Source organism: Polyangium sp. 6x1, assembly GCF_029946515.1.
GTDB lineage: Bacteria > Myxococcota_A > Polyangia > Polyangiales > Polyangiaceae > Polyangium.
This window is the reverse complement of record NZ_JARZHH010000035.1, coordinates 21442-42784: the sequence shown is the minus strand read 5'-3', so window position 1 is coordinate 42784 and position 21343 is coordinate 21442. Positions and strand designations below refer to the sequence as shown.

Sequence of the window (21343 nt, the reverse complement as noted above, 5' to 3'; positions counted from 1 at the left end):
TTTCGCCGCTATTGCGAATGCACGCCGGAGCAGGGATTCGAGGCGACCGCGTCCCCGCTTCGCCGCCGGAGCACGATGAGGCCGTGCGCCCCGACGCACCGATCGAACCGGGCGAGGACGGCGGGATCGAGGTCCCGCCCGAAGAAACCGTGATCCACCGCGATATCGAGGTCCGAGGCGGCGAGCCACGTGGCGAAGTCGCCGGCCCGAATGGCCGCGAGGACGCGTCGATTCATCTTGCCGTCGAGGTTCACGACGCCGGGACGTACCCACCCCGGGAGCCCGCTCTGCAGCGCGCCGATCCGCGTCCCGGCCGGCTGACTTGCGACGAACGCGGCGAGCTCCACGGTATTCGTGCGGAAGCTGCCGCCGCCGCTCGAAATGCGCCGCACCTCGACGCCGAGCTTCGCGACGTAAAACAAAACGGTGACGGCTGCGAACGCATGCAGGGCGCGCGGGCGCTTCGAGGCGAACACCGCGGTCGCCCCGAGGATCCCCACCACCACGAGCGGCGCGAGCCACCGCCGAACCATGTGCGTCGCGCCAAACGCGCCTCCATAAACGAGGACGAGGAGGATCGAGGCCGCCGCGGCGCACCGGAGCACGGTGGAAGCTCGATGCTCGACGCGCCACAGGAGCACGAGACCCGCGAGCGCGAGGGGGACGCCGAGGAGGATCACGACGTGGCCGAGCCACGCGGGCGAATCGACGGGGATGTTGGCGACGGCCAGATTGACGACGGCGGACACGGCGACGGCGCGCCATTGCGCCATTCGACCGATGTCGTAGAGGCCACCCGCGGCCTCGGCGGCGCCGCTCTGGGGCATGGGTGAGCTGAAAAGGACGAGGTTTCGGAGGAGCCAGGGTGCGGCGAGGAGCGCCATGACGACGGCCGCGATCGACGCGAGCCGCGCCCGCTCCCCGAGCGGAGCCCCGGCCGAGGAGGCGCCGAGCATCCGCGGAAAAACCGTGGAAAGGACGGCCAGACCGCAGAGGACGGCAATGTCGTTCCGCGCCAGGAACGCAAACCCCCCGGCCACGCCGAGCCAAGCCGCGGCGCGGAGGGACGGGCCCGCGTGATAATCGTGCAAGGTCGTGAGGAGCCAGAGCCAGCCACAAAGCGCGAGGGGCGTCTCCAGGCCGCTATAACTCGCAAACCCCGCGGCCGATGCATTCCAGAGGACCGCGAGCGAGAGCCCGAGCGGCAAGCTCACGGGCCCGAGGCGCGACGCGAGGCGCACGAGCAGCCACGTCCCGAGCAGGTGAAACACGGCCAGGTTGAAAAGAACGAGCGCCATCGGCGCGAGCCGCTGGTCGAAGCCCGTGATCAGGCCGAGCACGACGCACGCCGCCATCTGCAGCGGGTGAAAGCCGTTCGTCGCGGCGCCGTCGTAGGTGATCCCCTGCCCCGCTCCGATGTTCCGCGCGACGGTCAGGTAATAATAGGCGTCGTCCCCGAGAGGGCGGGAGAGCCAGTCGCCGCTCTGCAGGGGGCAAAGCAGGAGCTTGCTCGCGAAGAAGGCCGCTGCGACGAGGAGGGCGCCGCGGGCCGCGGAGGCCGGTCGATTCAAGTCGGCGGAGCGCTCCCCGCGCCGTGCTCGTCCTCGGCCGCCGCTTTGGCCCGCGCCGCCTTCCGCGCGGGCCGCGCCGCCGCGGCTTCCTCGCCCTCGTAATACCCTTCGCGGCGATAGTAATAATATCGATACTTGTACTCGTCGCGGTTGAAGTTCACCGCGTTGAGCACCGCGCCCGCCTTCGTCGCGCCGATGTCCTGCAATGCGCGCACCGCGTGCCGCGCGAGGTCCTTCGTCGTCTTGAACGCGCGCACGACGAGCACCGTGCCGTCGACCAGCGTGGAGAGGACGGCCGCGTCCGTGACCGGCACGATCGGCGGGCTGTCGATGATCACCCGATCGAAGCGCTTCTTCACGTCGTCGAGGAACTTCCTGAATTTCTCGCTGTGGAGCAACTCCGCCGGGTTCGGCGGGATCGGGCCGGCGGGGATGACCCACAGATTCGGCACGTCCGTGTCGAGCACGGCCTCGTCGAGCGAATCGTCGAGCATCGCCGTCGTCACGCCGACCTCGGACGTCTTGCGGAAGACGCGGTGCACGCGCGGCCGGCGCAGATCACAATCGATGAGCGCGACCTTCTGCCCCGCCTGGGCCATGACGATCGCAATGCACGTGGCGACCGTGGTCTTGCCCTCCGAAGGCCCCGCGCTCGTGACGAGCAGCGTGCGGTAGGGTTTGTCCGGGGCCATGAAGAGCAGGTTCGTCCGGATGGTGCGCGCCGCCTCCGCGATGCCGCTCGTCGGATGCTCGTGCACGATGAGCTCGGAGTTCGCCACGCGCACGGGCTTGCCACGCTGCCGCCGCGGCGAATACGAGCCGGGCCGGGTCCCATTCTCGTCGATCTCGGGCAGGAGGCCGAGGAACGGCAAGCCGAGGTCTTTTTCGACCTCGTCGGGCGTCTTCAAGCTGCGGTCGAGCAGCCCCCGGGCGAGCGCCGTCGCGATGCCGAGCAGGACGCCCAGAAACACGCCAATCGCGATGCTGCGCGTGACCTGCGGCCGCACCGGCGCGCGCGGGACGAGCGGCCGATCGAGGACGCGGATGTTGTTGACGCGGAGGACACGCGCCAGATCGCTCTCCTTCGTGCGTTCGAGGACGAGCGAATAAAGCTTTTCGTTGTTCTCTTTCGAGCGGCGGAGGCGGTTGTACTCGATTTCGAGCAGGTTCAAATCGAGGGCCTGCTTCTTCGACCGCTCGAAGAGCCCCGAGAGCCCCGCCTCCTGGCGCTTCAGGACGGCGAGATCCTTGTCGAGGGCGCGCTGGATGTTCTTCACCTCGGCGAGCAAGGCCTTCTTCGCCGCATCGGCCCGCGCGTCGGCCTCCTTCACGTCGGGGTAATTGCGCCCTTTGCCCTCGCCGAGAAGGCCGTCGCGCGTGCGAATCGCCTCCTCGTACGAGGTCCGGAGGCCCATCAAGACGTGGCTCTCCAAAAGCTCGCTCGCCGGCAAATCCGTGGGGTTTTCCCCCTTCACCTTCGCGAGCTCGTCCCGCCGCGCCTGGACCTCTTCTTTCCGCGTTCGGACCGACGTCAGCGTGTCATTGAGCTGCTTCATCTCCTCGCGCAGCATGTTCGACTGATCGTCGATCGCGACGGAGAGGATGTTCTTCGTCTCCTTGTACTCGTGCAGCGCCATTTCGCTCGACTCGAGGTCGACCTTGAGTTTGTCGAGCTGGCTGCGCAGCCAATCCGCAGCCGTCGCCGTCGAGGTCACGGCGTCGTCGAGGTTTTGCTGGACGTAGGTATCGACGAGGACGTTGAGGATTCGCTGGGCGCGCTGCGGATCGGCGTCTTCGAGTTTGACGACGGCGAGCCGGCTCTCCTTGATCGGCTCGACTTTGATCCGGCCGCGGAGGGCCTCCGCCGCCATTTCCTCGGGCACGCTCGCATCCGGCGCGGGCGTCCCGGGCGGGAGGTTGCCGAGAAAGCCGCCGTCGTGGTGGAGCCCGAGCTCGCTCACCACGGACGACGCGACCTTCATCGATTGGATGATCTTGTATTGCGTCTCGTAATACTCGCGGTTGTCCCAGAAGCTGCCCGCGCCGAGATCCACGATGTTCTCGACCTTCTGGCCGAGGGGACGCGGCGGGTTCGGGTCGAAGAGGATCGTCGACTGCGCCTGGTAGATCTTGACCTGGCCGAGGGTATTGAACGTCGCCGCGAGCGAGACCACGAGCGCCGCCCCGAGCGCCGTGGACCAGTACTTGCGGACCATCTGCCAGACGACGGCAGGGCTCAGGGCCCCCTCGGGCGCGCGCTCCACGGCCTGGGTGGGCTTGGGCGTCAGGGGCGAGGTTCCGGGTGCGTCCGTCACGGTGGCAAGTCGCTGGGTGGCCGAGCTGGCCAGCTCCGCCTAAGGTGCGCCCGCGCCCCCCGATGTTCAAGCAGGCCGCGATCGCAGGAGGAGCTTACCCGCTCGCAAGGATCGCGGCCGAAAATTGGGGGGATCGAGGTCGGGCGGGCTACGGTCGGCCCCACGTGCTCGGTGATCTCGTCAAGCGGCTGGTGAACGGCGTCGTGCTCCTGCTCGGGAGCCTCGCGTTTTTCCTCGTCCCCGTCGGGAGCAAGACGTCGGCGCAGCACGTCGTCGCGATCTTCTCGACGAAGCCTGCGCGCGAAGCCGCACAAGCGTTCGCCCACGCGGCGCGCGACCTCGCCCACGAGGTGGCCGCGAACGTCGAACGAGCAAAGCGCGCCCCCGCGCTGCCCGACGCGAAGCCGAAGCACGCGAGCGGAGAGCGCTAGCTCTGCGAGATCGCGCAGCGATCTCGCCTCGGGGGGTGAATCGGCCGGGCTTCGCCTGGCCGAGAGGGGGACGCGAGGCGTCCCCCTCGGGAACGAACGCTAGGCCTTCTTCTTGCGCGGATCCGCGTACTGCGGGTGCTCGTTGTAGAAAGCGTCGAGGCTCTCGCGCGAGATCTCCGCCTCGATGTCGCCTTCACGCTGGATCTTCGCCTGGCAGCCGAGCCGCGAGTTCAGCCGCACGTCGAAGGCCTTGTCGAGGATGTCCTCCTCTTCCTCCTCCGCGTCGGAGAGCAGCTCCTTGCCGCGCAAAACGTAGACGTGGCACGTCGAGCACGCGCACACGCCGCCACACGCCGAGCCCTCGGGCGCCTCGACCTTGCGCGCCGCTTCGAGGAGCGATGTCCCGATCGGTACCTCGACGTCGTACGTCGACCCGTGCGCCAGAAACCGTACCTTTGCCATCAGCTCCCCGTCCCGGAGGCGCCGCCGTCCGGTGCGTTATGCCCCGCGTGCTCGGCGAGGTGCGCCTCGACGCCCCTCGCCTTCGCCACGGTGCTCTCGATCGACGTCACGTCTTTGCCCGCGATCGCTCGGGCGATCGCACGATCCATGCGCCTGCCGGCCCAGCCGTGCGTGACCTCGTCGAGGACCTCGGTACGGCCACGGATGATCGGCGCGCGCGTGCCACGGATGGCCTCTTCGAGCCCGGCGAGCGCCTCGTCGATGCGCGCGCGCTCCTCGTCGCCTTCGAGCAGATCGGCGTCGGCGACGAGCGCCTTTTTCGTGGCGAGCACGACCCGCTCGGCCTCGACGCGCGCCTCGATGAGCTGACGTTTTTCGAGGTCCTCCTCGCCGTGATCGAGCGCGGCCATGAGCATCGCCTCGACTTCCTCGTCCGTGAGGCCGTAACTCGGTTTGACCTCCACCTTTTGCTCGACGCCCGTCGTGAGCTCCTTCGCGGTCACGCTGAGCAAGCCGTCCGCGTCCACGCGGAACGTGACTTCGAGCCGCGCGAGGCCCGCCGGCATGGGCGGGATTCCTTTGAGGACAAAGCGTGCGAGGGAGCGGCAGTCGGTGGCGAGCTCGCGCTCTCCCTGGACGATGTGCAGATCGAAGCCGGTCTGGTTGTCCGCGTACGTGGTGAAGGTTTGCCTGGCGCCGGCCGGGATCGTGGTGTTGCGCGGGAGGATCTTCTCGACGACGCCGCCCATCGTTTCGAGGCCGAGCGAGAGCGGAAGGACGTCGAGGAGGAGGACCTCGTCGGCGCGCTCCTTGGTGCCTGCGAGGATGTCGGCCTGGATCGCGGCGCCGAGCGCGACGACCTCCTCGGGATCGAGGTCGCAGAGCGGCGGCTTGCCGAAGAGTTTTTCCACGTACTGCCGCACGTACGGCACGCGGGTCGAGCCGCCGACGAGGATGACGCCGTCGAGCTCTTCCGCAGAGACGCCCGCGTCGCGGAGCGCGCGCCGGCAAGCGACGCCCGTGCGCTCGACGATCGGCTTGATCAGCGCCTCGAATTCGTCCCGCGTGACGGCGAGCTTGCGCGTGCCGCCCGGGACCTCGATCTCGGCCTCGACACGATCGTTCTCGGTGAGCCCGTGCTTGATCTTGCGCGCCGTGTCGAGCGCGAGCCGCACGAGCTCACGCGGGCGGTTCTCCGCAGCGACGCCGAGATCCTGGAGCAGCCGCTCGGCGAGCGCGCGATCCATGTCGTCGCCGCCGAGCGCGCTGTCGCCGCCGGTCGAGCGCACCTGGAAGACGCCGTCGTCGAGCAGGAGGATCGTCACGTCGAAGGTGCCGCCGCCGAGGTCGTACACGGCGAACAGGCCGTTTTTCTGGTTTTCGAGGCCGTACGCGAGCGCCGCGGCGGTGGGCTCGTTGAGGAGCCGGAGCACGTCGAGGCCCGCGAGCTTGCCCGCGTCCTTCGTCGCCTGCCGCTGCGCGTCGTCGAAGTACGCAGGCACCGTGATCACCGCGCCGCCGACGGAGCGCAGCTCGTCCTCGGCGAGCGAACGGAGGACCCTGAGGATCTCGGCCGAGACCTCGACAGGCGTGACGGCGCGGCCCTGGACCTTGAACCGCACGCTCTTCGCTTCCTCGGGCGTCTTTGGCTCGACGAACTCGTACGTGCCGAGCCGGCGCGTCTCCGGATCGTCGGCGCCGCGCCCCATGAAGCGCTTCACGCTGACGATGGTCTCGCGCGGAAAATCGACCGCGAGGCGCTGCGCGTCGGCGCCGACGATCACGCGGCCGCGCGGGTCGTAGTGCACGACCGAAGGGACGAGCTTCTCCGCGTTGCAGTCGGCGATGACGACGGGCTTGCCGTCACGGACGCGCGCGACGAGCGAGTTCGTGGTGCCGAGATCGATGCCGATCGGCCTCGGGGCCGCCTTGGGGTCGAAGATTTCGAGTAGCGCCATGACGAACTTTCAGGGCTCAGGTCGTGAGCTCTTCCTCGATCGCGCTCGCCTCGTCGAGGAAGCGCCGAAGATAACGAAGCTCACCGAGCTCGGGCAGGACGACCGCGAGCTTCGTCGAGTCCGGATCGGAAACTGCAAACTGGCGTCCCATCGACGCGAGCACCTCGCGCTCACGCACGCGGATCGCCTCCGTGAGCGCGCGAACGGCCACGAGATCCTTGCGACGACGCGCGTCGCCGAGCTCCTCGCGCCGCTCCATCATCTCCATCAGGAGATCGGGCGACGGCTTGGGCTCGGCGGTCTCGCCGACGGGCACGCCGGCGCGGCGAAGGAGCGCCTCGGCGCGGCGGATCGGGTCTTTCAGGACGCGGAAGGCGTCGTTCACCTCGATCGCGCGCGACAGGGACAAACGCCGCTCGGCCGCGGGCGCGCCCGCGTAGCGGTCGGGGTGGAGCGCGCGCGAGAGGTCACGATGCCGGCGCGCGAGCTCGTCCGGATCGAGGTCGAAGCGGGCCTCGACGCCCAGCGTCTGGAAGGGATCGATCATCGTGGGAGGAGCGGTGGAAAGCACCCGCCGCGCCGCGGGCTCACCCGACGGTGAACGAGTGCCCGCAGCCGCAACGGCTCGCTTCCTTGGGGTTCTTGAACTTGAAGCCCTGGAACATCAGGGTCTTCTCCCAGTCGAGCACCGAGCCGCCGAGGTAAAGGATGCTCTTCTTGTCGCAGTAGACGCGCGCCGTGCTCTTGCCTTCCTCGGGGAACTCGAGGACGAGATCACCCTTGCGGGGTGCGTCGTCGTCGAACTCGATGACGTACGAAAAACCCGAGCAGCCGCCGCCCCGGATCCCCACGCGGATCGCAGCGTCGGGCGTGCCGCGCTTGGCGAGGTTCGTCCGCATCGCCTCGACCGCGGCCGTCGTCACGCCGATCGTCTTCTTCGCGTCGGCGGGCGCGGGCGCTCGCTGCTCCGTCTGGTTGCCCTGCGAAACTTCGCTGGTCGCGTTCATCGTACGTCCTCCGTCCGCCGTCCCGAGGGGCGCCGTCACTGGCCCGCGAGGGCCTTCTTCGCCGCCTGCTTCGATCGGAAGTCGGCGATCGCGCTCTTGATCGCGTCCTCGGCGAGGACCGAGCAGTGGATCTTCACCGGCGGCAGGTGGAGCTCCTCCGCGATCATGCTGTTCTTGATCTGCTCGGCCTCGTCGATCGTCTTGCCCTTGAGCCACTCCGTGGCGAGCGACGAGGAGGCGATCGCCGAGCCGCAGCCGAACGTCTTGAACTTCGCGTCCTCGATGACGCCGGCGTCGCTGACCTTGATCTGGAGGCGCATCACGTCGCCGCACGCGGGCGCGCCGACGAGCCCCGTGCCGACGTGTTCGTCGTTCTTGTCGAGCGTGCCCACGTTGCGCGGGTTCTCGTAGTGCTCGATCACTTTCTCGCTGTATGCCATGGCTCGAAACTCTCCTACCTCAAATCAATGCGCGGCCCACTGCACGGAAGCGAGATCGATGCCTTCCTTGTGCATCTCGTAGAGCGGGGACATCTCGCGGAGCTTGTTCACCTTGCGGATCACGAGGTCGGCAACGTAGTCGACCTCCTCGTCGGTGGTGAAGCGACCGAGGCCAAAACGGATCGACGAGTGGGCGAGGTCGTCGCCGATGCCCATCGCGTGCAGCACGTACGAGGGCTCGAGGCTCGCGCTCGTGCAAGCCGAGCCGCTCGACACCGCCACGTCCTTGATCGCCATGATGAGGGCCTCGCCCTCGACGAACGCGAACGAGACGTTGAGGTTGCCCGGGAGCCTGTGCTCGAGCGAGCCGTTCACGATGACCTCGTCGAGCTCGCTCGTGATGCGCCGGCGGAGTTTTTCGCGCTGCGCGAGGATGCGCGCGCTCTCCGCGCGTCCCTCCTCCAGCATGATCTCCGCGGCCCGCGCGAAGCCCACGATGCCCGGCACGTTCAGCGTGCCCGAGCGCATGCCGTACTCGTGCCCGCCGCCGTCCATCTGCGCGACGAGGCGCACGCGCGGCTTCGACCGACGCACGTAGAGCCCACCAACCCCTTTGGGCCCATACATCTTGTGCGCGGTGATCGAGGCGAGATCGACGTGCATCGCCTCGACGTCGAAGGGCACCTTGCCCACGCCCTGCACCGCGTCCGAGTGCAGGAGAACGCCGCGTGACCGCGTGATCTTGCCGATCTCCGCGATCGGCTGCACCGTGCCGACCTCGTTGTTCGCGAGCATCACCGAGACGAGGATCGTCTTGTCCGTGATCGCCTTCGCGACGTCGTCGGGATCGACGCGCCCATCTTTGCCGACGGGCAGGTACGTCACTTCGTACCCCTGCTTCTCCAGGCGCTTGCACGTGTCGAGCACGGCCTTGTGCTCGATCACCGTGGTGACGATGTGGTTGCCCTTTTCCTTGTAGAGCTCGGCGACGCCCTTGATCGCGAGGTTGTTGCTCTCGGTCGCGCCCGACGTGAAGACGATCTCCTTCGGGTTCGACGCGCCGACGAGCTTCGCCAGGATCTCGCGCGAGCGCGTGACCGCTTCCTCCGCCGTCCACCCGAAGACGTGGCTCCGGCTGGCGGCGTTGCCGAACCGGGCGTTGAAGTACGGGAGCATCGCCTCCACGACGCGCGGGTCGACCGGCGTCGTGGCGTGGTAGTCCATGTAAATCGGGATCTGGATCGACATCGGTTTCGTCTCTCTTCGAAGCACCCTCTAGCGGTCCACGCCACCTCGGGAATGCCCGTTTCCACCGTGAATTCCGGCCACCAGCTCGGGCTCGGCCTGCGTCCGATCATGCACAGCGCAATCCGTGCAAGCGGCCACGAGCTCGTCGGGTGCACACGTGTCGCACGTGTCGAGGTAGTCGATGCTCGCCACGAGCTCACGCTCGAGCGAGGAGAGCCGCGCGATCTGCGCGCGCGTCTCTTCGAGTTTCTGCAGGTAGATCGACCGGACCCGCGCCATCGCCTCGGGCGCCGAGGGCGCGCTCTCCCAGAACGCGACGATCTCCTGGATCTGCGAGAGGCTGAGGCCGAGATCGTGCAGCTTGCCGATCCACCGGACCCGCGTGACCGCCGCCCGATCGTAGAGCCGATACCGACCCTTCGAACGCGCGTGCGGCCGGAGCAAACCCACCTCCTCGTAGTGGTGAATCGCCCGCACCGTCTTGCCGACGGCCCGCGCGATGTCACCGACCTGAAGGAGGCGCTCGCCCCCTTGCCCGTCCCGCTCGTCGTCGATCTCCGGTAAAACCAGCCCCGCCTCGACCGGCGGCACAGCCGGCGCACGAACGCCATCCGGGAGAGGAAGAGCACCTCTCTCGAAGCCCCGCGCTAAAGGTAGGTGGCGAACCGGCATCCAAAACTCCAACCCTCACGCACGCGTTAGGGTTACCTAACGGAAGGTTTAGGCGGCCCTCGGGAGGCTGTCAACCGGAGCAGGACGAAAATGCATGGGATCGAGCTGACGCAGCGCCCCATCGTCGAAGCGCTCGCGCTCGGCCCCGCGCTCGTCGGGCGGGCCGAGCAGTCCCAGGCCGCGCACCTCGGGCTGAGCCTGGTCGACGGAACGGCGGTGGTGCTCGGCGCGGCGCAGCGCGCAGGCCGCGTCCTGGACCTCGCGGCGTGCGCGCGGAGGGGCATCCCCATCCTGCGCCGCGCGACGACGGGGACAGCGGCGTGGCTCGGCGGTCGGGGCCTCGTCATCACGCTCGCGTTGCCGCACGTCGCGGCGCTCGTCACGGACGCGACGCCGAGAACGCTGCTGAACCGCAACGTGCGCCCGCTCCTCGGAGCGTTCACCCGCGCAGGAATGCTCGCGCATTATTTCGGTCGTGAATGGATCACGCTGCGTCGGCGACCGGCGGCGCTGCTCGGCTTCGACGTGACGGCGTCCGGCGCGGTCCTCGTGGAGGCGTTCGTCGGGTACGACGCGGCGATCGCGTTGCCGCGAGAGATCACGACGGAGAGCGAAGGCGAGGTCGATCGGTTCCTCGGCAAGGAGCCCGCGTCGCTCGCCGGGCTCTCGACCGACGCGCCGCTCGACCTCGATCGTTTCGCGCATGCGCTGCTCGATGCCTTGCGGACACGCACGACGATCACGACGCCCGCGATCGGAGCGGACGCGCTCGACACGCGCCCCTTCGCGCCGATCGAGCGCGCGCTCGATCCCATCCCCGAAGGCCTGATCCTCCGCCCGGCCGCGCGTGTTCCGATCGGCTGGATCGAATCCGCGGTCGAGCCCGAAGGCGCGCGGCGCGCTTGGCTCGGCGGAGACGTGCTCGCGCCGCGCTGGGCGCTCGCGCGCATCGCAGCGCATGGAGACGCAGGCCTGCCCGAGATCCCGCTCGAAGGCGCGACCATGGCCGACCTGCTCGCCTGCTGAGGATCGATCGTTCGACCCCAAAAGAAAAACGCCCCGCGATGGCAGGGCGTTTTTCGTCGCAGCGAGCCGCTCAGCTCACGTGGGATCTTCGATCGGATCGGTGCCGACGACGACCGTGCCGCCGTTCGCCACCCACTCGAACCCGTCGACGAGGACCGTCGAGTCCCACGCGGTGTCGCCCGTGTCCCAGATGGCCCAGCGGATCGTCACCTCGTCGCCGCCCTTGATCGGGGCCTGCGTCTGGAGCCACGACGTGCCGCCCGCCTCGTCCCACGTGCCGAAGCCCGTGCCCTCCATCTCGCCCGGCCCGAGCGGGCAGGTGAACTGCGGATAGAACGAGTCGTACGCGCAGACGTCGAAGAACGCGATGTTGACGCTGACCGGGTTCGTGTTCTTGTCGAAGGAGATGTTGCCGTTGATCGAGCCCATCGGCGCCGGCGTCGCGAGCGCGATGAACTGATCGTTGAACGACGTGCAGACGTACTCGGGGAACTCCATCGAGTAGAACTTGAACTTGAACTTGTAGCCCGTCGCGTTCTTCGGCGACCGGATCTTCACCTCGAGCCCGACGTCGTCGTTGATCTCCGTGTCGCCCGCGCAGCCGGGCACGTCCTGCGGGAAGCCCGCGGGCGCAATGCCGGCGCCGATCTGGCTGCAGCTCAGGCCGCCGCAAGCGCCGGCCTGGTTCGGCAGGCGCGCGTAGCCCGAGGAGAGCGTGAGCATGCGCGTGCCCTTCTGCACGTTCACGTTCGGCCCGAAGCCGCTCTGGATGCCGATGTGCTTCGTGTACGACGCGGGGCCACCGTTCGCGCGCACGTACTGCGCGCTGAGCACGCCCCACTTCTTGTCGGCCGGCGTGATGAACTGGCAGAGGTCGAGCGCGCGCGCGCCGTTCTGCGGATCCGTGTCCTCGAGCGCGATGTTGTCGTCGCACGACGCAGGCGCGACGTTGTCGACGACCATGTCGCAGTCCTCGTCCGCGGGCTTCGCCTCCGGATTGCTCGCGTCCGTGGCGACCTCGATCGAGCCCGGCGAGACGTTGACGTCGCAGTCGTTGCAGTCGCCCTGCGCCTCGGAGAACCCGTCGCCGTCGTTGTCGACGTTCTGATCGTTGCTGCACTGCGCCTCGCCGCCCGCAGAGCCGCCCGCGCCGGGTCCGACGAAGCTGCCGCCGACGCCGTCCGAACCTCCATTGCCGCCGTGCCCAGGGCCTCCGGAGCCTTCGCCCGCCGAGTCGTCCCCACCCGCCCCACCGTCGTTGAACACGTTGCGACCGCCGGTCGCTCCACAACCGGCGGTGCCTGCCGCGGCGACGCCCAGAACCGCGGCGAGACCGAACAGAACAAGATGGCTACGCTTCATGATCCTTCTCCATCCTCGCTCGTCGGAGGACAAGCCAAGCCGAACGCGAACACAGAGCCGCACACCCCGCGCGCACGGACGGTGGCGACAAAGTGTACCCATGCCGGGGAGATCTTGAACAAAGATCGCGTCCGGAGCGCCGAGAAGGAGAAGACGCTCCGGACACGCGCGGGCGCGTCACTTCGGGATGATGACCTCGGTCACCGTCGTGCCTGGCTTGCCCGACCAGCGCCAGTTGTCGATCAACGTGGACGAGTCGACTTTACCGTCCGTGGAATCGTACGTGACGAGGCGAAGCCGGATCGGGCTCCCCGGGGTCACGGCCGTCGTCGTACGCAGCCACCCCGTCGAGCCGTGCGTCCACCCGATGTTCGCTTCGTCCTTCTCGAACGTAGTGCCGAGAAGCTGCTTCGTCTCGAGAGAGCACTTGAAAGAGAACGTGCTCGCGATGCACTCCCCCGTGGGCCCGACGGGGTTGCCCGGACAACCGCACGCCTCGAAGAACTTGTTGTTCACGCTGATCGGCGCGCCGAGCATGTCGAACGCGATGTTCCCGTCGCTCTGCTGCATCGGGAACGGGATCATGTACGCGATGAAGAAGTCGTTGTACTCGCGGCACAGGAAGTCCGGCCACTCGTAGCTGAAGAACTGGAAGTCGAACGAGACGCTGAGCGCGTTCGTGGGGACGTCGACCTCGATCTCGAGGCCCGTCGCGTCGTGCGGGAGGCCCGTGGTCACGTTGGGGCACGAAGGGCTCGGCTTCGGGAAGCCGAAGGGCGCGTTGCTCGTGTAGCCCTTGTCGAACGTGCGGTACGTGGCGTCCGCGTCGCCCTTGTCCCGCGCCTTGCCCGACGACAGGAAGAGCATCGCGTTGCCCTCCTGGGGGTTGTTGTTCGTGCCGAGCTTCGGGACGAGCCCATGCCCGAGGTGGAAGTTCGCGAGCTGCGCCGCGTTGACCGGCGGGGGGCTGCCGTCCGCGAGCACCCACGTGGCGCTCTTCAAGAACCTGCAGATGCCCATCGCCTTGGCCGCGTCGGCCGGATCGAGGCTGGCGAGCGCGAGGCCGCTGTCGCAGGCCGGCGGCATGACGTCGACCGTGCCGTCGCAGTCCTCGTCCGCAGGCTCGGGGACCATGCCGTTCTCGTCCGGCTCCGCGATGACCTCGACCGCGCTCGGGTTGACGAACTCGTCGCAGTCGTTGCAGTCGCCTTCGAGCTCGGTGTAGCCGTCACCGTCGTTGTCCGCGTCGGGCAAGCCTTGATCACAAGCGCCGCCGCCCGCGCCCCCGGTGCCGCTCGACGAGTTGCTCGTCGTGATGAGGACGTCCCCGCCTTGGCCGCCGGCGGAGCCGCCCTGCCCGCCTGTGCCGCCTGTGCCGCCCTCTCCCGCCCCCGTGTTGCCGCTGCCGCCGCCCGCGGCGCATGCGCCCGCCGCCGCAGCGGCGACGACGCACAACCCGACGAGCCCGAACCAAGTGGATGTTCTCGACCGCTTCATGACGACGCCCTCGTGATGCAAAAGGATTCCTCGGGGACTCACGGTCACCGTCGTCGACCCACGGCCTGCTGGATCGGCCACGTCGAGCGAGCGATACGTCGGGGAAAGGAAGACGCGCGTATCGATGGACACGGCGAGCGCAAGCATGCCTAGACTAGCCGAACGGCCGGCAGGCTGTCACGCGCTCGGGGCGCTCGCGTCGTGCTGGAGGGAGGGAGCCGAGAGGGGCGAATGTGGGAGAAGATGCGGCGCGGGCGCGCCCGCGCTCAGGCCTCGGGCGACGCCGAGGAAGCCTTCTTGCGCTTCTTCTGATCCTTCTTGTTGCTGCCGTTCGCGTGCGCCGAGCCGTTCGTGGCCGACACGCTCGGGCGGAGCAGATCGTCGGCCATCTTCGCGGCGCGATCCGTCTTCTCCCAGGAGAAGTCGTCCCGGCCGAAATGCCCGTACGCCGCGGTCTTGCGGTAGATCGGCTTGAGCAGGTCGAGCTGCTCGATGATCGCCTTCGGCCGCATGTCGAAGCTCTCGAGGATGTACTTCTCGAGCACCTCGTCGGCGACGCGGCCCGTGCCGAAGGTGTTCACGTGGACGCCGACCGGCTGCGCGACGCCGATCGCGTAGGCGATCTGCACCTCGCAGCGCGCCGCGAGCTTCGCCGCGACGACGTTCTTCGCGACGTACCGCGCGTAGTAGCAGGCCGAGCGATCGACCTTCGTCGGGTCCTTGCCGCTGAAGGCGCCGCCGCCGTGACGGCCCATGCCGCCGTACGTGTCGACGATGATCTTGCGGCCCGTGAGGCCCGCGTCGCCGTAGGGGCCGCCGATGACGAACCGGCCCGTCGGGTTGATGAAGAACTTCGTGTTCTTGTCGACGAGCTTCTGCGGGAGGACCTTGTCGATGACGAGCGTGCGCATCGCCTCGATGATCTCCTTGTGCTTGACGTCGGGGCCGTGCTGCGTCGAGAGCACGACGGCCGCGATGCGCGCGGGGACGTCGTTCTCGTACTCGATCGTCACCTGCGTCTTGCCGTCCGGCCGGAGCCAGTTGACCTTCTTCGACTTGCGGACCTCGGCGAGCTTGCGCGCCATGCGGTGCGCGAACGAGATCGGCGCCGGCATGAGCTCGGGCGTCTCGTCCGTCGCGTACCCGAACATCAGGCCCTGATCGCCCGCGCCCTGCTCCTTGAACAGGCCCTCGCCCTCCGTCACGCCGCGCGAGATGTCCGGGCTCTGCTTCTCGATCGCCGTGAGCACCGCGCACGTCTCGTAGTCGAAGCCCATCGACGAGTCCGTGTACCCGATGTCCTTGATCGTGCTGCGGACGACCACGGGCATGTCGACCCACGCGGAGGTCGTGATCTCACCGGCCACGATCGCCATGCCGGTCTTCACCATCGTCTCACAAGCGACACGCGCCGTCGGATCCTGCGCGAGGATGCCGTCGAGGATGGCGTCGGAGATCTGGTCGCAAATCTTGTCGGGGTGGCCTTCCGTGACGGACTCGGACGTGAACTGATAACGGCGCATGGATGCTCCTGATGCTCCTTGAGACGGACGGGGCGTACGCATACGCCGTGGACGATGTACCGTCAACGCGCCGAATACGACAAAAGCGAAGCGCCGGGCCTACGTGAGGCGACCCGGCGCACGCGACAATGTCTCTGGAAATCTCTCAGCCGCCGAGGCCTTCGAGCTTCGCGACGAGGTCGGGCGAGAAGGTGCCCTGCGCGAGGCGACCACGCACCTGCTTGAAGAGGCCTTGCCACTTGGCCTTCTGATCGGCCGTGAGATCGACGACCGTCATCTTGCCCTTCAGGCGGGCGAACGCGGCGTCGTCCTCGCTGCGGATGCGCTTCGTGAGCGCGGAGGCGGCGATCTTGCCCGTGTCCCTGAGGACGGCCCTGAGGTCCTCCGGGAGCGAGTCGAGCTTCTTGCTCGTCAGCACGAGCGCGCCGACCGCGAAGCCGGACGAGTCGCTGACGATCGTGTCGAGCTTCGACGCCCACTGGAGCTGCTCGGCGACGAGCGCGGGGGCGACGAGCGCGTTGACCGCGCCCGTGTTGAGGTTCGGGAGGACCTCGGGGATGTTGAGCGGGACGGGCGTCACGCCGCCGATGACCTGGAAAAACACCGGCATCGCCGCGTCGTCACGCCACACGTAGGGCTTCGTGCCCTTGAAATCTTCGGGCGCTCGCACCGCGACGCCCTTCGTCATGAGGTGCGCCTGGCCGACGTCGCCCCAGCCCATGATGCTGAAGCCGGCGTCCGCCGCGCCCTTCTCGAACTCGGGCCGCATGGTCTCGCGCGCGGCGTCGAGCTTCGCCCACGAGGAGAAGAGGCCCGGCATCTGGAGCGCGAGGATGGGCTTGTAGATCTTGCCGAGACCAACGGCCGTGACCGCGGCGCCGTCGAGCTGGCCGGCCTTCATCTTGCCGACCATCGCGCCTTCATCGCCTTGCTGACCGTTGTAGAAGAACTGCAGCTCGAGCCGGCCGCCGCTCTTCTCCTTGACGGCCTTCTCCCAGACACTGAACACCTGCCCCCAGGGGCTCGCCTTCGGCGCAAGCGTGCCGATCTTGATCACTTCAGCGGCACTTGCATCCTGCGACGCGCCGATCCCCACGAGGACCGTCAGGGCGCCGAGGAGTTTCATCATCGCTCTTCGCTGCATCATGAGAAGCCTCCGTCTCGGTTCTTCCGACCCTCGTTCGCGACGTGTCTCGAGGGTTCCTCCTGGCCTTTGCGTGTTCGTATACCGGAGCTTGTCGCTCTCGAACAGACAGGCTCGCCCCGCACGCACGCACGATGCACCGCAGCATCGAGCATCGCGTTCCAGGAAGAGGGCGGCACGGGACAGTGGACGGCGAACCAAAGACGTTATTCACGTTGCCGCATCGCGAAAAACCCTGATGATAGCGACCCGATGACCCTGGATGAGATCCGCGCCGTCCTCGAGGCGCAAGGATGGCCGGTCGAGCGGCTGTCCGAGGCCACGCTGCGCAGTCGCTTCCGCAGCAAGGACCGGATTTTTCCGCTGTTCGTACACCTCGAACCGCTCTTCGTGACGTTCGCGGTGATCCCCTACGCGCGTTTGCCCGAGGAGCCGGACATGGCCGAGGCGCTCATGACGCGCCTGCTCAAGCTCAACCGGGAGATCAACCTCGCCAAGTACTCGGTCGACGACGATGGCGACATCATCCTGAGCGTCGAGTACCGGATCGAGCACCTCGACCCGAGCGAGATCCGCGACGCCGTGGACGTGCTCTCGTTCTACGCAGACAAACACCACCAGGACGTGCACAAGCTCTCGGGGCAGTGAGCGCCCCGCGTTCGTTCGAGGCGAAGTCCGGCGCGACGAACCGTCACTCGGCGATCGTCTCGGTGCGCGGTCGCTCTTCCTTCTTCGCGTCGAGCAAGGCGCGGCGCTCGACGCGCACCCGGCGGACCTCTTCGCCACGCACGATCGTGAGGCGCACGGACGATCCGACGTCGCCGCGCAAGAGCGCGCGGATCTCCTTGGCGTCGAGGTCGCGCACGTAGCGGCCCTCGATCATCACGAGCTCGTCGCCCGGCAAGAGGCCCGCGCGCTCGGCGGAGAGTCCAGACGAGACGTCGCGCACGTGGAGCGCGCCCGTGTCGTTGTCCCGCGAGAGCACGGCGCCGATGGAGCCCTTCTGCTCCGCCGCGCAGGCGAGCCCCACGAAGAGAGACGTCACGAGGAGCAGCGCTCGTGCGACGCGCATGCCCCGCATCCTAGCGGACGTCGCGACGAACGAGCCGGCTTGCAGCGCGGCAGGCGCTCTGGTGTGCTTTTCGGCATGCGCGCGCGACGCCTCTTCGTGCGGCTCGTCGCCTGCACGCCGATCGCCACGAGCCTCTTCGCATGCACGCTCGGCGCGCCCGAGGAGCCCGGCTGCCAGAGCGACATGGAGTGCGGCGAAGGTCTCGTTTGCCGGGCCGGCGCGTGCTTCCGCTTCGTCGGGGAGGGCGCGCCGACGAGCGACGCGGACGCGGACACGAGCGACGGAGGCACGGTCGACGGTCACGACGACGCGGCCGGTGCGTAGAGGATTTCCGAGAGCGAGACGACAGCGCATCCGGCTACGCGCCGAGGTCCTTCCCGCCCTACGTCGTTCCCTCGAATTCGACAAAACCTCGACGTTTCGCGCATGTTCGACGGGCGCCGATCTTGCTTGAGCCCGCCGCACATCTCATGGCGATGAAGCCTCGACCTGATGGGTCTTCCCCCCTAGACTCCGCCGCGTCATCTCCCGCGGCGTCGTGGTTCGTCGCTGGATCACGGCGACGCGGAGAGAACAAGTGAGCACCTCCACGCACCAAAACGGACTCTGGAGCCCGTCGGACATGCGTGCCTCCGAAGAGCACGTCGAGGGAGCCCCCGCGCAGATCACCGCCGTGCGCAGCGGGTGGTTCAAGTTTTTGCTCGGTAGCTTCACCGTGCAGGACGTCATCCTGCTCGTCTACCTGACGGTCGTGCGGCTGCTGCTCGCGCAGCGGCAAGCGACGGCCGAGCAGGTGTCGTGCGCCCGGACGACGGAGCTCTGCATCGGCGTCGTCCTCGGCGCCGTGCTGATCGGCCGCGTGATCCCGGGCATCCCGCCGCTCGTCCGGAAGATCGTCTACCGCGTGAGCATCGTCGGCGTGCTCCTGCAGAACTACCTCGTGCTGCGCTGGCTCTTGCCCGTCGTGCGGCCCGACTCGGTGGACGGGACGCTGCTCCGCATCGACGAGTGGATCTTCGGACGCGAGCCTGCGCTCGTGCTCGAAGCGCTCAACGTGCGGCCGGTCGTCGAGTGGTTCTCGTTCTTCTACTTCAGCTACTTCCTCATCGGCGCGACCTACATGGTCGTCGGCGTGTGGCTGACGAAGCCGAGCCGTCGGACGAGCGCGTTCGCGATCGGGACGTTGCTCGTCTTCGGCATCGGCCAGCTCGGCTACATGGCGGTGCCCGGCTACGGCCCGCACCAGTATCTGGCCCAGCAGTTCAAGGGCCCGATCGACGGCGGGTTTTTCTGGGGCTGCGTCTGGGACACGGTGCAGGCCGGCAGCGCGATGAAGGACATCTTCCCCTCGTTGCACACGGCCGCGCCGACGTGGTTCACGCTGCACGCGCTCCATAACGCGAAGACGGATCGACGCTGGCGCTGGCCCGCGTTCGTGACGGGCTTCTTCGCGGCGAACATCATCTTCTCGACGGTGTTCCTGCGCTGGCACTACGCGATCGACGTCCTCGCGGGCCTGACGCTCGCCTTCACCGTCGGGGCACTCGCGCCCTGGATCGCGCGACGCGAAGAAGAGTGGCGCCTCGCCCGAGGCCTGCGCGGCGCGTGGGTCTTCGACTGACGAAGACGCGAACGACACGCCGCACCGTCGATCATTCGTCACTCCCCGCCCACCGAAGCCGCACGAGCCCCTCGCCCCGAGCGACGAGGCGCGCCGAGCAAGCGAGCCGCTGCGAAGGCGGCGCGTCGAAGATGTCGAGCACCTCGGACTCGTCGCTCGAAGGTGGTTCGAGGAGCGCGGCGCCTTCGAGGACCTCGACGCGGCACGTGCCGCAGCTCGCGGAGCGACAGGAGAACGAGACGGGCGCGCGGCACGCGTCGCTGACGTCGACGAGCGCATCCCCCGGCTCGGCGTCCGCGGTCGCGGCAGAGCCGAGCTCGTTCGCAAGGAACTCGACCCGGATCACGAGGCACCTCTAACGGAAGCCACGCCCGTCGTCGACCCGGGCATTGGCGAGGCCGACCGGCCGCGATATCCAGGGCCAATGGCGAATCATGGGTGGGATGCGTTGATCCTCGGGGGCGGGCCCGGGGGTTCCACGCTCGCCGCGAGCCTCGCGAAGCGCGGCCGGCGGGCGCTCGTGCTGGAGCGAGAGAAGTTCCCGCGGTTTCACATCGGCGAGTCCCTGCTGCCTCGATCGCGCGAGGTCTTCGCCGAGCTCGGCGTGGACGAGGAGCTCGATCGGAGGTTTCTCCGCAAGTACGGCGCGCGGTTCCTCTGCTGCGCGACCAAGCGCGAGAGCACGTATCGCTTCGCCGAGAGCTTCGATCCGAAGTTCACGTACGCCTATCAGGTCCCGCGTGCCGAGTTCGATCACGTGCTGCTCGAGCACGCGCGCAAGCTCGGCGCCGAGGTGCGCGAGCAGTGGGAGGCGACCGACGTGCTTTTCGAAGGCAGCCGCGCCGTCGGGGTGCGCGCGAAAAACCTCCTGAACCCCGCCGAGGTGGTGGAGCTCTTCGCGCCGATCGTCGTCGACGCGACGGGGCGCGACACGCTCCTGGCCTCACGCACGCGGCGGAAGGCGAACATTGCGCGGCTCGACAAGACCGCGTTGTTCTCGCACTACCGCGGCACGTTCCGGCCGAGCGGAGAGGACGAGGGCAACATCCAGGTCGTGATCTTCGAGCACGGCTGGTTCTGGTTCATCCCGTTCCGCGGCGACGTGACGAGCGTGGGCGTGGTCGTGTCGTCCGAGTGGATGCGGCAGAAGCAAAAAGGCGAGACGCTCGAATCGTTTTACGATCGTACGTTCGCGCGATCGGCGATGGCGCGCGAGATCCTCGGCGACGCGACGCGGCTGCGGCCCGTGGGCGCGCTGGCCGATTTTTCGTACCGGATCGATCAGCTCGCGGGCGACGGCTGGCTCTTCGTCGGGGACGCGGGCGGGTTTCTCGATCCGCTGTTCTCGACGGGCGCGCACCTCGCCATCAAGGGCGCCGCGCTCGCGGCCGAGGCGATCGATCACGCGCTCACGACGGGCGACGTCTCGCGCGCGGCGTTCGCCACGTACGAGGCGAACGTGCGGTACGCCGTCGATCTGTTCCTGGGCGTCGTGCAGAGCTTCTACGCGGGGCAGTTCCGCGAGACGTTGTTCGAGCCGAACCAGCGACAGACGATCCGCAGGCTGATCACGTCGATCCTCGCGGGCGACGTGTTCCACGTGGAGCGCCGTCCTCCGTGGGCGTCGTTCCTCCGCGAGCACTACCCGGCCGAGCTGCCCACGTTCGCCTGAACGCGCGCTACTTCGAGGGCACGTTCGCGAGGTTCTCCTTGCACGTCGCGGCGAGCCCTTCCTTGCCGCCGGGCGCCTGCGCGGCGTCGCGCCACGCTTGACGCATCGCCTTGAAGCCGGGTTCACGCGCGGCGCGCGCCTCCTCGGGCAAACCGTCGAGGAAGGCCTCCATCTTCTTCACGTACGCGTCGCACTCGGCGACGCCGATCGCGCCCTCGGACTCCGCAGCGGTCGCCTCGCCGTCGCTGCCCTTGTTGCAGCCGAACATCGAAAGAGAAACCGCGACCAACGCGACCGTCAAACTACGCATCTCGAACGTCTC

Annotated in this window: 22 protein-coding genes; 6 read left to right on the top strand and 16 right to left on the bottom strand. The window is 68.1% G+C overall.

What is annotated here, in order from left to right; translation table 11 throughout:
• Positions 1–8: 8 nt before the first annotated feature.
• Together QHF85_RS28820 and QHF85_RS28815 are read right to left on the bottom strand one after the other, a co-directional pair.
• Positions 9–1571 (bottom strand): hypothetical protein, encoded by a 1563-nt coding sequence (locus QHF85_RS28820; protein ID WP_281330559.1) that lies wholly within the window; start codon positions 1569–1571, stop codon positions 9–11.
• Positions 1568–3886 carry a polysaccharide biosynthesis tyrosine autokinase gene (locus QHF85_RS28815; protein ID WP_281330558.1) on the bottom strand — a complete coding sequence of 773 codons (2319 nt, stop codon included), beginning with the start codon at positions 3884–3886 and terminating at the stop codon, positions 1568–1570. Before QHF85_RS28815 ends, QHF85_RS28820 begins: the two co-directional genes overlap by 4 nt.
• Positions 3887–4050: 164 nt before the next feature.
• Here QHF85_RS28815 and QHF85_RS28810 point away from each other — a divergent pair, with 164 nt between their 5' ends.
• Entirely contained in the window at positions 4051–4317 is a 267-nt protein-coding gene (locus QHF85_RS28810) for a hypothetical protein (RefSeq protein WP_281330557.1), read from the top strand.
• A gap of 99 nt (positions 4318–4416) precedes the next feature.
• Here the strand turns inward: QHF85_RS28810 and QHF85_RS28805 are convergent, their stop codons facing one another.
• The 7 genes from QHF85_RS28805 to QHF85_RS28775 are packed head-to-tail and all read right to left on the bottom strand — an operon-like array spanning position 4417 to position 10023.
• On the bottom strand, positions 4417–4779 hold the full coding sequence (locus tag QHF85_RS28805) for a 2Fe-2S iron-sulfur cluster-binding protein (protein WP_281330556.1): 363 nt from the start codon (positions 4777–4779) through the stop codon (positions 4417–4419).
• A complete protein-coding gene (gene hscA / locus QHF85_RS28800) occupies positions 4779–6737 on the bottom strand; it encodes a Fe-S protein assembly chaperone HscA (RefSeq protein ID WP_281330555.1) in 1959 nt (652 codons plus the stop codon). The genes QHF85_RS28805 and hscA overlap by 1 nt, the downstream gene beginning before the upstream one ends.
• A 16-nt stretch (positions 6738–6753) precedes the next feature.
• A complete protein-coding gene (gene hscB, locus QHF85_RS28795) occupies positions 6754–7284 on the bottom strand; it encodes a Fe-S protein assembly co-chaperone HscB (protein ID WP_281330554.1) in 531 nt (176 codons plus the stop codon).
• 40 nt (positions 7285–7324) lie between these two features.
• The gene (locus QHF85_RS28790; protein WP_281330553.1) at positions 7325–7744 is read right to left on the bottom strand and encodes an iron-sulfur cluster assembly accessory protein; all 420 of its coding nucleotides are present in this window, start codon (positions 7742–7744) and stop codon (positions 7325–7327) included.
• Between the two features lie 35 nt (positions 7745–7779).
• Positions 7780–8184, bottom strand: coding sequence for a Fe-S cluster assembly scaffold IscU (iscU, locus tag QHF85_RS28785; RefSeq protein WP_281330552.1), 405 nt, complete (start codon positions 8182–8184; stop codon positions 7780–7782).
• Positions 8185–8208: 24 nt separating this feature from the next.
• The gene (locus QHF85_RS28780) at positions 8209–9426 is read right to left on the bottom strand and encodes an IscS subfamily cysteine desulfurase (RefSeq protein ID WP_348652770.1); all 1218 of its coding nucleotides are present in this window, start codon (positions 9424–9426) and stop codon (positions 8209–8211) included.
• A gap of 33 nt (positions 9427–9459) precedes the next feature.
• Positions 9460–10023 (bottom strand): MerR family transcriptional regulator, encoded by a 564-nt coding sequence (locus QHF85_RS28775; RefSeq protein WP_281330550.1) that lies wholly within the window; start codon positions 10021–10023, stop codon positions 9460–9462.
• A 171-nt stretch (positions 10024–10194) separates the two neighbouring features.
• Between QHF85_RS28775 and QHF85_RS28770 the strand changes: the two genes are divergently transcribed.
• Positions 10195–11130, top strand: a complete 936-nt coding sequence (locus tag QHF85_RS28770) for a hypothetical protein (protein WP_281330549.1) — start codon at positions 10195–10197, stop codon at positions 11128–11130.
• Between the two features lie 75 nt (positions 11131–11205).
• On the opposite strand, the gene QHF85_RS28765 is transcribed toward QHF85_RS28770, so the two are convergent.
• From QHF85_RS28765 to dctP, 4 genes are all read right to left on the bottom strand, one after another.
• On the bottom strand, positions 11206–12492 hold the full coding sequence (locus QHF85_RS28765) for a choice-of-anchor L domain-containing protein (RefSeq protein WP_281330548.1): 1287 nt from the start codon (positions 12490–12492) through the stop codon (positions 11206–11208).
• A gap of 177 nt (positions 12493–12669) precedes the next feature.
• Entirely contained in the window at positions 12670–14136 is a 1467-nt protein-coding gene (locus QHF85_RS28760) for a choice-of-anchor L domain-containing protein (RefSeq protein ID WP_281330547.1), read from the bottom strand.
• 119 nt (positions 14137–14255) lie between these two features.
• Positions 14256–15512 (bottom strand): methionine adenosyltransferase, encoded by a 1257-nt coding sequence (metK, locus tag QHF85_RS28755; RefSeq protein ID WP_281330546.1) that lies wholly within the window; start codon positions 15510–15512, stop codon positions 14256–14258.
• Between the two features lie 145 nt (positions 15513–15657).
• Complete coding sequence (gene dctP / locus QHF85_RS28750; RefSeq protein WP_281330545.1) at positions 15658–16659, bottom strand: TRAP transporter substrate-binding protein DctP; 1002 nt, start codon at positions 16657–16659, stop codon at positions 15658–15660.
• A gap of 249 nt (positions 16660–16908) precedes the next feature.
• Here dctP and QHF85_RS28745 point away from each other — a divergent pair, with 249 nt between their 5' ends.
• A complete protein-coding gene (locus QHF85_RS28745) occupies positions 16909–17304 on the top strand; it encodes a YbjN domain-containing protein (protein ID WP_281330544.1) in 396 nt (131 codons plus the stop codon).
• A gap of 43 nt (positions 17305–17347) precedes the next feature.
• Here QHF85_RS28745 and QHF85_RS28740 read toward each other — a convergent pair whose 3' ends face one another.
• On the bottom strand, positions 17348–17728 hold the full coding sequence (locus QHF85_RS28740) for a PDZ domain-containing protein (RefSeq protein WP_281330543.1): 381 nt from the start codon (positions 17726–17728) through the stop codon (positions 17348–17350).
• Between the two features lie 75 nt (positions 17729–17803).
• On the opposite strand from QHF85_RS28740, the gene QHF85_RS28735 reads away from it, so the two are divergent.
• Together QHF85_RS28735 and QHF85_RS28730 are read left to right on the top strand one after the other, a co-directional pair.
• Entirely contained in the window at positions 17804–18052 is a 249-nt protein-coding gene (locus QHF85_RS28735; protein WP_281330542.1) for a hypothetical protein, read from the top strand.
• Between the two features lie 298 nt (positions 18053–18350).
• Positions 18351–19349 (top strand): phosphatase PAP2 family protein, encoded by a 999-nt coding sequence (locus QHF85_RS28730; RefSeq protein ID WP_281330541.1) that lies wholly within the window; start codon positions 18351–18353, stop codon positions 19347–19349.
• 31 nt (positions 19350–19380) lie between these two features.
• On the opposite strand, the gene QHF85_RS28725 is transcribed toward QHF85_RS28730, so the two are convergent.
• On the bottom strand, positions 19381–19695 hold the full coding sequence (locus tag QHF85_RS28725) for a 2Fe-2S iron-sulfur cluster-binding protein (protein WP_281330540.1): 315 nt from the start codon (positions 19693–19695) through the stop codon (positions 19381–19383).
• Between the two features lie 78 nt (positions 19696–19773).
• On the opposite strand from QHF85_RS28725, the gene QHF85_RS28720 reads away from it, so the two are divergent.
• On the top strand, positions 19774–21021 hold the full coding sequence (locus QHF85_RS28720) for an NAD(P)/FAD-dependent oxidoreductase (RefSeq protein ID WP_281330539.1): 1248 nt from the start codon (positions 19774–19776) through the stop codon (positions 21019–21021).
• 7 nt (positions 21022–21028) lie between these two features.
• On the opposite strand, the gene QHF85_RS28715 is transcribed toward QHF85_RS28720, so the two are convergent.
• Positions 21029–21322 (bottom strand): hypothetical protein, encoded by a 294-nt coding sequence (locus tag QHF85_RS28715; protein ID WP_281330538.1) that lies wholly within the window; start codon positions 21320–21322, stop codon positions 21029–21031.
• Positions 21323–21343 lie beyond the last annotated feature (21 nt).

Bases quoted from the DNA above. Each gene is read 5' to 3' on its own strand.
- dctP (WP_281330545.1), bottom strand. From the start codon at position 16,659: ATGATGCAGCGAAGAGCGATGATGAAACTCCTCGGCGCCCTGACGGTC.
- QHF85_RS28805 (WP_281330556.1), bottom strand. From the start codon at position 4,779: ATGGCAAAGGTACGGTTTCTGGCGCACGGGTCGACGTACGACGTCGAG.
- QHF85_RS28745 (WP_281330544.1), top strand. From the start codon at position 16,909: ATGACCCTGGATGAGATCCGCGCCGTCCTCGAGGCGCAAGGATGGCCG.
- QHF85_RS28765 (WP_281330548.1), bottom strand. From the start codon at position 12,492: ATGAAGCGTAGCCATCTTGTTCTGTTCGGTCTCGCCGCGGTTCTGGGC.
- iscU (WP_281330552.1), bottom strand. From the start codon at position 8,184: ATGGCATACAGCGAGAAAGTGATCGAGCACTACGAGAACCCGCGCAAC.
- QHF85_RS28735 (WP_281330542.1), top strand. From the start codon at position 17,804: ATGCGCGCGCGACGCCTCTTCGTGCGGCTCGTCGCCTGCACGCCGATC.
- QHF85_RS28730 (WP_281330541.1), top strand. From the start codon at position 18,351: ATGCGTGCCTCCGAAGAGCACGTCGAGGGAGCCCCCGCGCAGATCACC.
- hscB (WP_281330554.1), bottom strand. From the start codon at position 7,284: ATGATCGATCCCTTCCAGACGCTGGGCGTCGAGGCCCGCTTCGACCTC.
- QHF85_RS28770 (WP_281330549.1), top strand. From the start codon at position 10,195: ATGCATGGGATCGAGCTGACGCAGCGCCCCATCGTCGAAGCGCTCGCG.
- metK (WP_281330546.1), bottom strand. From the start codon at position 15,512: ATGCGCCGTTATCAGTTCACGTCCGAGTCCGTCACGGAAGGCCACCCC.
- QHF85_RS28740 (WP_281330543.1), bottom strand. From the start codon at position 17,728: ATGCGCGTCGCACGAGCGCTGCTCCTCGTGACGTCTCTCTTCGTGGGG.
- QHF85_RS28720 (WP_281330539.1), top strand. From the start codon at position 19,774: ATGGCGAATCATGGGTGGGATGCGTTGATCCTCGGGGGCGGGCCCGGG.
- QHF85_RS28760 (WP_281330547.1), bottom strand. From the start codon at position 14,136: ATGCTTGCGCTCGCCGTGTCCATCGATACGCGCGTCTTCCTTTCCCCG.
- hscA (WP_281330555.1), bottom strand. From the start codon at position 6,737: ATGGCGCTACTCGAAATCTTCGACCCCAAGGCGGCCCCGAGGCCGATC.
- QHF85_RS28790 (WP_281330553.1), bottom strand. From the start codon at position 7,744: ATGAACGCGACCAGCGAAGTTTCGCAGGGCAACCAGACGGAGCAGCGA.